At 73.8% G+C, this 8,319-nt stretch carries 8 protein-coding genes and 2 pseudogenes; 4 read left to right on the top strand and 6 right to left on the bottom strand.

Annotation, left to right across the window (positions count from 1 at the left end; translation table 11 throughout):
* Positions 1-340, bottom strand: a pseudogene (locus AC1DUQ_RS12965) (molybdopterin molybdotransferase MoeA); the annotation flags it as partial.
* Positions 341-366: 26 nt separating this feature from the next.
* Positions 367-1,269, bottom strand: a complete 903-nt coding sequence (gene galU / locus AC1DUQ_RS12960; protein ID WP_477073915.1) for a UTP--glucose-1-phosphate uridylyltransferase GalU — start codon at positions 1,267-1,269, stop codon at positions 367-369.
* Positions 1,270-1,388: 119 nt separating this feature from the next.
* Between galU and AC1DUQ_RS12955 the strand changes: the two genes are divergently transcribed.
* Positions 1,389-2,027: a 5-formyltetrahydrofolate cyclo-ligase gene (locus AC1DUQ_RS12955; RefSeq protein WP_477073914.1), complete on the top strand. Its 639-nt coding sequence runs from the start codon at positions 1,389-1,391 to the stop codon at positions 2,025-2,027.
* On the opposite strand, the gene AC1DUQ_RS12950 is transcribed toward AC1DUQ_RS12955, so the two are convergent.
* Entirely contained in the window at positions 2,017-4,584 is a 2,568-nt protein-coding gene (locus AC1DUQ_RS12950; RefSeq protein WP_477073913.1) for a penicillin acylase family protein, read from the bottom strand. The genes AC1DUQ_RS12955 and AC1DUQ_RS12950 overlap by 11 nt on opposite strands.
* Positions 4,585-4,740: 156 nt before the next feature.
* Here AC1DUQ_RS12950 and AC1DUQ_RS12945 point away from each other — a divergent pair, with 156 nt between their 5' ends.
* From AC1DUQ_RS12945 to mscL, 3 genes are all read left to right on the top strand, one after another.
* On the top strand, positions 4,741-5,049 hold the full coding sequence (locus tag AC1DUQ_RS12945; protein WP_477060149.1) for an FmdB family zinc ribbon protein: 309 nt from the start codon (positions 4,741-4,743) through the stop codon (positions 5,047-5,049).
* 151 nt (positions 5,050-5,200) lie between these two features.
* Positions 5,201-5,881, top strand: coding sequence for a Flp pilus assembly protein CpaB (cpaB, locus tag AC1DUQ_RS12940; RefSeq protein WP_477060148.1), 681 nt, complete (start codon positions 5,201-5,203; stop codon positions 5,879-5,881).
* A gap of 106 nt (positions 5,882-5,987) precedes the next feature.
* Positions 5,988-6,455 carry a large conductance mechanosensitive channel protein MscL gene (mscL, locus tag AC1DUQ_RS12935; RefSeq protein WP_477060147.1) on the top strand — a complete coding sequence of 156 codons (468 nt, stop codon included), beginning with the start codon at positions 5,988-5,990 and terminating at the stop codon, positions 6,453-6,455.
* A gap of 51 nt (positions 6,456-6,506) precedes the next feature.
* Here the strand turns inward: mscL and AC1DUQ_RS12930 are convergent, their stop codons facing one another.
* The 3 genes and pseudogenes from AC1DUQ_RS12930 to AC1DUQ_RS12920 all read right to left on the bottom strand — a co-directional run.
* Positions 6,507-7,085 carry a dienelactone hydrolase family protein gene (locus tag AC1DUQ_RS12930; protein ID WP_477060146.1) on the bottom strand — a complete coding sequence of 193 codons (579 nt, stop codon included), beginning with the start codon at positions 7,083-7,085 and terminating at the stop codon, positions 6,507-6,509.
* Between the two features lie 68 nt (positions 7,086-7,153).
* On the bottom strand, positions 7,154-7,414 hold the full coding sequence (locus tag AC1DUQ_RS12925) for a hypothetical protein (RefSeq protein WP_477060145.1): 261 nt from the start codon (positions 7,412-7,414) through the stop codon (positions 7,154-7,156).
* Between the two features lie 25 nt (positions 7,415-7,439).
* Positions 7,440-8,319, bottom strand: a pseudogene (locus tag AC1DUQ_RS12920) (hypothetical protein); the annotation flags it as partial.

Below are 8,319 nucleotides of genomic sequence, written 5' to 3'. Positions count from 1 at the left end.
CCTCCAGGGGCACGACGGCGTCGGCACCCAGCGGCAGCGGCGCGCCGGACGCGATGCGGACCGCGGTGCCGGGCACCAGCCGCAGCGGGCCGCCGGAACCCGGGCGGACGTCGTGCGCGACGGGGAGCGCCTGCGCGCTGGCGTACCCCGCGCCGGCCGTCTCGTGCGCGGCCACGGCGTACCCGTCGCGCGCCGCCACCGCGAGGGCGGGCAGGTCGTGCGTCGCCGTGACGTCGGCCGCGAGGATGCAGCCGACAGCGTCGCGCAGCACGACGTCGAGCGGTGCGACCGGTCCGACGGCGGCCAGCACGGCCGCGAGGTGATCCTGGACCGATCTCATGCGCGCATTCTGCCCCGCCCGGGGGGTCAGTCGGTGAGGGTCTGCGCGAACTCGCCCAACCACGTGCGGAAGTCGGGGCCCAGATCGGGGCGGTCGACCGCGATCTGGACGACGGCCTTGAGGTAGTCGAGCCGGTCGCCGGTGTCGTAGCGCCGTCCGCGGAACACGACGCCGTAGACGCCGCCGCCCTCGCTCGCCGGCAGGCCCGCCAGCGTGGCCAGCGCGTCGGTCAGCTGGATCTCGCCGCCGCGGCCGGGGGCGGTGCTCTCGAGCACCTCGAACACCGCGGGGTGCAGGACGTAGCGCCCGATGATGGCGAGGTTGCTGGGCGCCTCGTCCGCGGGGGGCTTCTCGACGAGCCCGGTGATCTTCACCTGGTCCACGTCCGCCGCGCCGTCGAACGCCTCGACGGCGGCGCACCCGTACATCGAGATCTGCGCCGGGGGCACCTCGAGGAGGGCGATGACCGACCCGCCCGTGCGCTCCTGCAGCGCGAGCATGGTGCTCAGCAGCTCGTCGCGCTCGTCGATCAGGTCGTCACCGAGCAGGACGGCGAACGGCTCGTGCCCGACGTGGTGCTTGGCCTGGAGCACGGCGTGGCCGAGGCCCTTCGGCTGGCCCTGGCGGACGAAGTGCACGTGGCCGAGGTCGGTGGACTCGCGGACCTTGGCGAGCCGTTCGAGGTCACCCTTCGCCTCCAGCGCCGCCTCGAGCTCGGGCACGGCGTCGAAGTGGTCGGCGAGGGTGCGCTTGGAGCGGCCCGTGATGAGCAGGACGTCGTCGAGCCCGGCCCGTACGGCCTCCTCGACGACGTACTGGATGGCCGGCTTGTCGACGACCGGGAGCATCTCCTTGGGAGTCGACTTCGTGGCGGGCAGGAACCTGGTCCCGAGGCCCGCGGCGGGGATGACTGCCTTGTGGATGGTCATGTCCGGACGATAGCCGCGGGTGCGGGCGGTGCGCAGTGGCGTCCGTCACCACCTGGACGAGGAGACAAGTCATACCCCGGTCGGTCGTGGGCGGCCTCCGGGTTTGCGACACTGGTCCCATGAGCAGCGTCGCCCAGCCGTATCCGCGCGTGTCCGAGGGAGACGAGGTCGAGGACGTCAAGGAGCGGCTCCGCGTAGCCATCCGCAATGCCCGCAAGATCCGCTCCGTGCGCCTCCGCGAGGCAGCCGCCCAGCAGCTCGCCGACGTGGTCCTCACCATCCCCGCCGTCGCCGACGCCTCCTGCGTCTCCGTCTACGCCGCGCGGGCCACCGAGCCCGGCACCGGTCCCCTCCTCGAGGCCCTGGCGGCCCGCGGCGTCCGCCTGCTCATGCCCGTGCTGGGCAGCGGCCTGCAGCGCGACTGGGCCGAGTACTCCGGTGCCGACGACCTGCGCGAGCGCGCCCCCGGCCGTCCCCCGGAGCCGGGCGGCCCCACCCTCGGTGCGGCGGCGCTGGCGGAGGCCGACGTCGTCATCGCCCCGGCGCTGGCCGTCGACACCACCGGCGCGCGGCTCGGTCAGGGTGGCGGCTGGTACGACCGGGCGCYGGAGCACATCCGGCCCGGTGCCCCCGTCATCGCCCTCGTCTTCCCCGAGGAGCTCTACGACGCCGACACGCGCCCGCTGCCCCGCGAGCGGCACGACCGGCTGGTCGACGCCGTGGCGACGCCCGAGGAGTGGCACCGCATCACGGAGTGAGCGTCAGCCTGTCCCGGGCGTCCGCCTCGGTGGYGACCTGGGTGAACGGCCACGGGAACGTCTCCCCGCGGGACCACGGGCCCAGCTGGTCGGCGTAGTGCACGCTCGCCGGGTGCCCCGAGGTGCCGGTGAAGGTCACCCACGTCGAGGCGTCGAGGTCTCCGAGGTCGACGACCATGCGCATGGACGGCGCGGCGGTCACCCCGAACGACTCGGAGCTGGCGTCCCAGGCGGTGGCGTTCACGATCGAGGACCCGCCGCCCACCGCGACCGGGTCGGGGTTGACCAGGTTGCGGATCGCGCCGGGCAGTGACGCACCACCCAGCACCGGGTGCTCCGGCGCTGCGGTGTGCACCAGGCCCCACCGCCAGTCGGACGCGTCGCGGCCCAGCTGCGCGGTGAGCTGACGACGCGCCTCGACCATCGCGCGGGTCAGCACCTCGTCGCGGCCCTCGACGACACCTGCCGTCGTCTTGTCGTCCCACCACGGTGACGCCGGCTCCTCGAGCAGGCGCCGGACCACCTCCAGCCAGCGCGACCCCCCGTTCGGGCCGTAGCCGTCCGGCAGGTCGTCTGCGAACGCGGACGAGAGCACGTCGACCCACACGGCCGCGAAGTAGGCCGCCGCGGCCGAGTCGGACGACTGCACCCGGTCCCACGTGCGGAGCAGCTCCTGGCCGTCGTCGTAGAACGAGTCGTCGATGTCGAGGGTGAGCAGGACCGGGACCAGCACGTCCGCGAACGGGCTGTGCTCGTCACTCTGGATCCTGCCCATGTCCGCCACGTCGACCTTGTCGTCGGTGGTCGCCGCCGTGAGCAGGGTGCGGATCCGCTGCGCGCGGTAGCCGTAGTCCCAGTCGTCCGTGAGGAACGGGCCCACACCGGCGGGGGTGACCGCCTGGTTGGCCGTCACGATGAACCCCTCGACCGGGTCGAGCGCGCGCGGCATGGCGGCCGCGTCGACGAAGCCCTGCCAGTCGTACCGGCTGTCCCAGCCCGGCCGCGGCCACGTGCCGTCGGACGGGACCGGGCCGTCGGAGACGTTCGCGCGGACGGGGATCCGCCCGGGTGCCTGGTAGCCGATGTGGCCGTCCGTCGTCGCGAAGACGATGTTCTGCGAGGGCACGTCGAACAGCGCGGCGGCCGCCTGGATGTCGGCGGCGGACCGCGCGACGTTGATCGCCAGCACGGCGTCCATGGTCCGGCCCGGCTGCAGGGCGGTCCACGCGAGCGCGACCTCGAAGGTCCGGCCGGGAGCACCCTCGGGCACGGGGGCGGTGCCGACGCCCACGAGGTCCAGCACGTCGGACACCAGCGGGCCGTGCACGGACTCCCGCACGGTCAGCCGCACGTCCTCGCCGCCGTTGACCTTGATGACCTCGGTGCGCTCCGCGATCGGTGCCGACGCGCCGTCGAGCCGGGTCGTGTCCTCGTCGACCCGCTCGAGGACGAAGTCGGTGACGTCGGCGCCCAGGTTGGTCAGACCCCACGCGAGCGAGGCGTTGTGCCCGATGACCACGCCCGGCATGCCGGCGAACGCGAACCCGGAGACGTCGTACGGGCACGCGGCGGAGACGTCGTCGCACCGCAGGCCGATCTGCTCCCAGATGCCCGGCGCCGAGATGCCGAGGTGCGGGTCGTTGGCCAGCAGGGGCTTGCCCGACTCGGTGAGGGCGCCCGAGACCACCCACGAGTTCGAGCCCACGCCCTCGCCGTCGCCCATGAGGTGCGGCACCGCCGCGAGCGCCGCGGACGCCGACGCCATCGCGTCCTGGAGGTCCGCGCTGTCGAGGTCGAGCGTGGTGGTCCTGGACGCCGCCTGCTCCACCGCGGTGACGGGCAGGTCCGCTGCGGTGAGGATCGGCAGGTTGAGGTCCTGCGGGTAGGTGGGGAAGAGCTCGTCGACGCGGGCCACGTCACCGATGGTCGAGTACGAGGCCGCGCGCTCCAGCTCGGCGTCGTAGTTGCCCCGCAGGTCCCAGGCCATCGCCTTGAGCCACGCGAGCGAGTCGATCGGGTCCCACTCCTCCGGCGCCGGGACGTCCACCTGCAGGCCGAGGACGCTGTACTCGACGGCAACAGCGCCGGGGTCGCGGTCGGCGAGGTAGTCGTTGACCCCGTCGGCGTAGGCCTGCAGGGCGTCACGCGTGGCGGGCTGGAGGAGGTCCCACTCCTGCTGGGCCACGCGGCGCCAGCCGAAGGTCCGGATCACCTTGTCGGCCGCGAGCGCGTCCTCGTTCTCCCCCACCAGCTCCGACAGCCGGCCGGAGGTCACGTGCCGGCGGTAGTCCATCTCGAAGAAGCGGTCCTGCGCGGCGACGTAGCCCTGGGCGCGGAAGAGGTCCCGCGAGGTCGTCGCCGTGATCGTCGGGACGCCGCGGTCGTCGCGGGTCACCGTGACGTCCGCGTCGAGGCCCGTGAGCTCCTTCTCGCCGGAGACCTCCGGGAGCGGGCGCCGCACCACGATCACGGCGGTCACCATGACGGCGACGAGCGCGACGACGACCACCGCGGCGACGGTGACCAGGGAGACACGGAGGAGGCGACGACGAGACACGCTTCGGAGGGTACTTCGCCGCCACCGGTCCGGCTGGCGTGGCGCCCGGCGCGGACGGTCGGAATGTCCCGAGCGGCGCAGCGGTTACGATTGGCACTCGGACGACGCGAGTGCCAGACCGTCAGACCCGCTCGATGAGCTGCCAGGAGAACTTCAGTGCCCACCTACGCCTACGCCTGCACGGCATGCGGTCATGCCTTCGAGACGGTGCAGTCGTTCAGCGACGACTCGCTGAGCGTCTGCCCCGAGTGCGACGGACGCCTGCGCAAGGTGTTCTCCTCGGTCGGTGTCGTGTTCAAGGGCTCCGGCTTCTACCGCAACGACGCGCGCGCCGGTGCGAAGTCGTCGGCCCTGAGCCCGGCCGCGAGCACGCCGAGCCCCGCCGCGGCGGCGTCGTCCTCGTCGTCGGACTCCTCGACGTCCTCGACGCCCGCGCCGGCAGCGAAGCCCGCCGCCTCCGCCTGACCGACTCCTCCTGAGCCTCGGCGCCGTCACCTGCGGGTGGGGGCGCCGATCTCGTCTGTCGAGCCGCCCGCAGCCCCGGGCTCGCTGGCGCTCTCCACACCGTCGCCGTGCTGAGCCTTCCGCGCCCGCGGCCGCTCTACCGTCGGCCGTCATGCACCCCCACCTGCTCGCCGGTCGCCCGCCGCCGCTCCCCCACCGTCGCCGCCCGTGGCAGGTGACGTTGCGGTCCGCCCTGTGGCGAGCCCGGTTCGCGGTCGCCGCGGCTCTCCTGGGCGTCGCCGCCGCCTGCACGGCGCAGTCACTGCGCCCGCCGGACCCACCGACGTCCGCGGTGGTCGTCGCGGCGCGAGAGATCCCGGCCGGGACCACGCTGACCAGCGCCGACGTCCGCGTCAGCCGGTTCCCCCGGTCCGTCGCCCCCGACGGAGCGGTTGCGGACCCTGCGGACGTGGTCGGCTCCGCCGCCGCCGTCCCGCTCGCGGTCGGTGTCCCCGTGCTCTCCGGTCTGCTGGCCGACGACGAGGTGCGCGGACCGCCCGGCACCGTGGTGGCGACGGTCAGGTTCGCCGACCCTGCGGTCGCGGGGCTCCTGTCGCCCGGCGTCCGGGTGGACGTGCTCGCAGCAACTCCCGAGGGCGGCCCGGGCGGGGTGGTGGCGACGAGGGCGCTCGTCCTGCCGGTCGCCCGCCAGGACGGCCCCGGCGGTGCGCTGGGTCTGGGCGGCTCCGGCGACGCCTCCGTCCCGGTCCTGCTCGCCGTCTCCCCGACCGAGGCACCCGCTCTCGCGGGAGCGGCCGCTTCCGCCTTGCTGTCCGCGGTCGTCGTGCCATGATCGTGCACTCCGGGCGCGTGCCGCCGACGGAGCACGACAGAACCCCCACTGACGACTCTCCTCAGTGGCTGCAGAAGGCGGCCACCGACCGAAGGGAACCGTGACGATGCTCCAAGGATTCAAGGACTTCATCTCGCGCGGTAACGCGATCGAGCTGGCCGTCGGCGTCGTGATCGGTGCCGCGTTCGGCCAGGTGGTCGCGGCGCTGGTGGCCGGGTTCATCGGGCCGCTGATCGCGGCCATCCTCGGCCAGACGGACCTGAGCGCGGTCTGGACCTTCGAGATCAACAACGCGGTCTTCTCGTTCGGACTGATCCTGCAGGCGCTCATCCTGTTCCTGTTCACGGCCGCCGCCGTGTACTTCTTCATCGTCGTGCCGATGAACGCCCTGGCCGCACGTCGCAAGCGTGGCGAGGAGGCCGAGCCCGAGGCGCCGGCCGAGGACATCCTGGTCCTGCAGGAGATCCGCGACCTGCTGGCCCGCAACCTCACCCCGGCGATCGTCAACGACGCGGGCACCGGCGCAGCAACGCGTCCGACCACGCCGCCGCCGTCGATCCCGCCGACCGCCTGAGCTGACCGTCGCGAACGCCCCGGGTGAGCATCACCCGGGGCGTGCGCGTTCCTACCGGAGCGCGGCGAGGAACGCGAGGGTGCGCTCGGTGAGCAGCTGCGCCGCCGCGGGGTCGTACGAGGACAGGCTGCTGTCCGCGAAGAGGTGCTGGTCGCCGGGATAGACGAAGAGCTCGGCCTGGTCGGTCTCCTTCACCAGCGCGCGAGCCGCGTCGATGTCCCCCTCGCCCGCGAAGAACGGGTCGGCGTCCATCCCGTGGATCTGCACCGGAACACCCGCCGGCCACGGGCTGTCGAACTCCGCCGTCGGCACGCACGAGTGGTAGAACAACGCCCCCCGAGCTCCGGGGCGCGTCTGGGCCAGCATCTGCGCGGGCAGCACCCCGAGGGAGAACCCCGCGTAGACCAGCTCGGCGGGCAGCGTGTCCACCGTCTGCTGGCCGCGGCCCATCACGGTGCCGAACCCGACCTCGCCGGCGTACGCGAGCCCCGCCTCGAGGTCGTCGAACACGTGGCCGTCGAACAGGTCCGGGACGTGCACGGTGTGCCCGGCGGCACGCAGCGTCTCCGCGAACTCCTGGACGCCGGGCGTCAGACCCTGGGCGTGGTGGAACAGCAGGACCTCGGCCATCGACTTCTCCTTCGTGGGTGCATCTGGTCGGCTCGGCGATCCTCCCGCACGGGTCCGACACGCGCGCGCTACCAGTGCGGTGGCTTGTCCTGGCTCAGCCGGTCGTCGTTCGAGCCGGTCTCGCGGTCGCCCCAGCCGACGTCAGAGTCGTCGACGCTCCGCCGCGCGACCACCGGCTCGGGCGCAGGTGCCGGCGGACGTGCCGGGGCGGGCGGCTCGTCAGAGGGCGCGGGGTGGGTGGACACGAGGTTCGCGTCGTCGCCGCCGACCGTGCCGGCGTGACGGACCGCCCGGCGTGGGCGACGTGCAGGATTCTCGGACGCGGTCACGCCCCGATGATCCCACCCCGGTCGGTCAGCGCATCGCCCGGGTGATCGCGCTGCGCACCGCGGTGTCGATCCGGTACGACCGGCGCGTGATGCCCAGCTCGTCCCGGAGGGCCGCGGCGAGCTGCTCACGCGTCCGCTCCTGCTCGTCGGACTGCAACCACGTCACCAGCTCGTCCAGCTGGTCGTCGCTGTAGGCGCCGATCGGCAGACCGCGTCGCACGTCGGGCCGCTGACGTGTGGGCACCGCGAGCGCGAGCTGGCGGGCACGGCTGGGCGGTTGCGAGTCCTCACCTGGCTCGTCGGCGACCTCGGAGACGGTCCCGGCTCCGCTGTCAGCAGGCCCAGCAGGCGCAGCGGGAGCGGCAGGCTCCGCGTCGGCGGCCTCGATGACCTGGACCGTGGACCACACGCCCGTCGCAGGACGCGGCTCGTCCGGGTGGGCGGATGCCCGCGCTGCCGCCCGAGCAGCAGAGGACTCGGGCGTCGGCAGCTCCTCGGCGTCGTCTGCCTCGTCGAGCAGCCCCAGCTGGAGCGGTGCGCTGCGCGGCGCGGCCGGGGCGGGGACGCGCGCGTGCACGGCCCGGCGGATGCGGTCCACCTCGGCCTGCGGGTCCATGAACGCGGCCGCGGACCAGACGCGGATGACGCTCCAGCCCACGCGCTCGAGGCGGTCGGCGGTGAGTCGGTCGCGGACACGGACGCTGCGCTCGGCGGTGTACTCGGCGTCGTCGGTGAGGACGGCGACCAGCATCTCGCCCGGCAGGTCCGGGTGGCCGACCACCAGCGGGATCCGGTCGCCGCCGGGGATGCCGTGGTCGGCCTCGACCAGCAGCCCGTGCTTCCAGAGGCGCTCGGCGAGATCGAGCAGCAGGCGGTCGGGCTCGGCCGCGGCGGCGAGGGCCGCG

The sequence above is a fragment of the Cellulomonas sp. P4_B5_2 genome (genome assembly GCF_056402235.1).
Note: the sequence above shows the minus strand (reverse complement) of the source record. Positions and strands in the feature narration are given on the sequence as shown.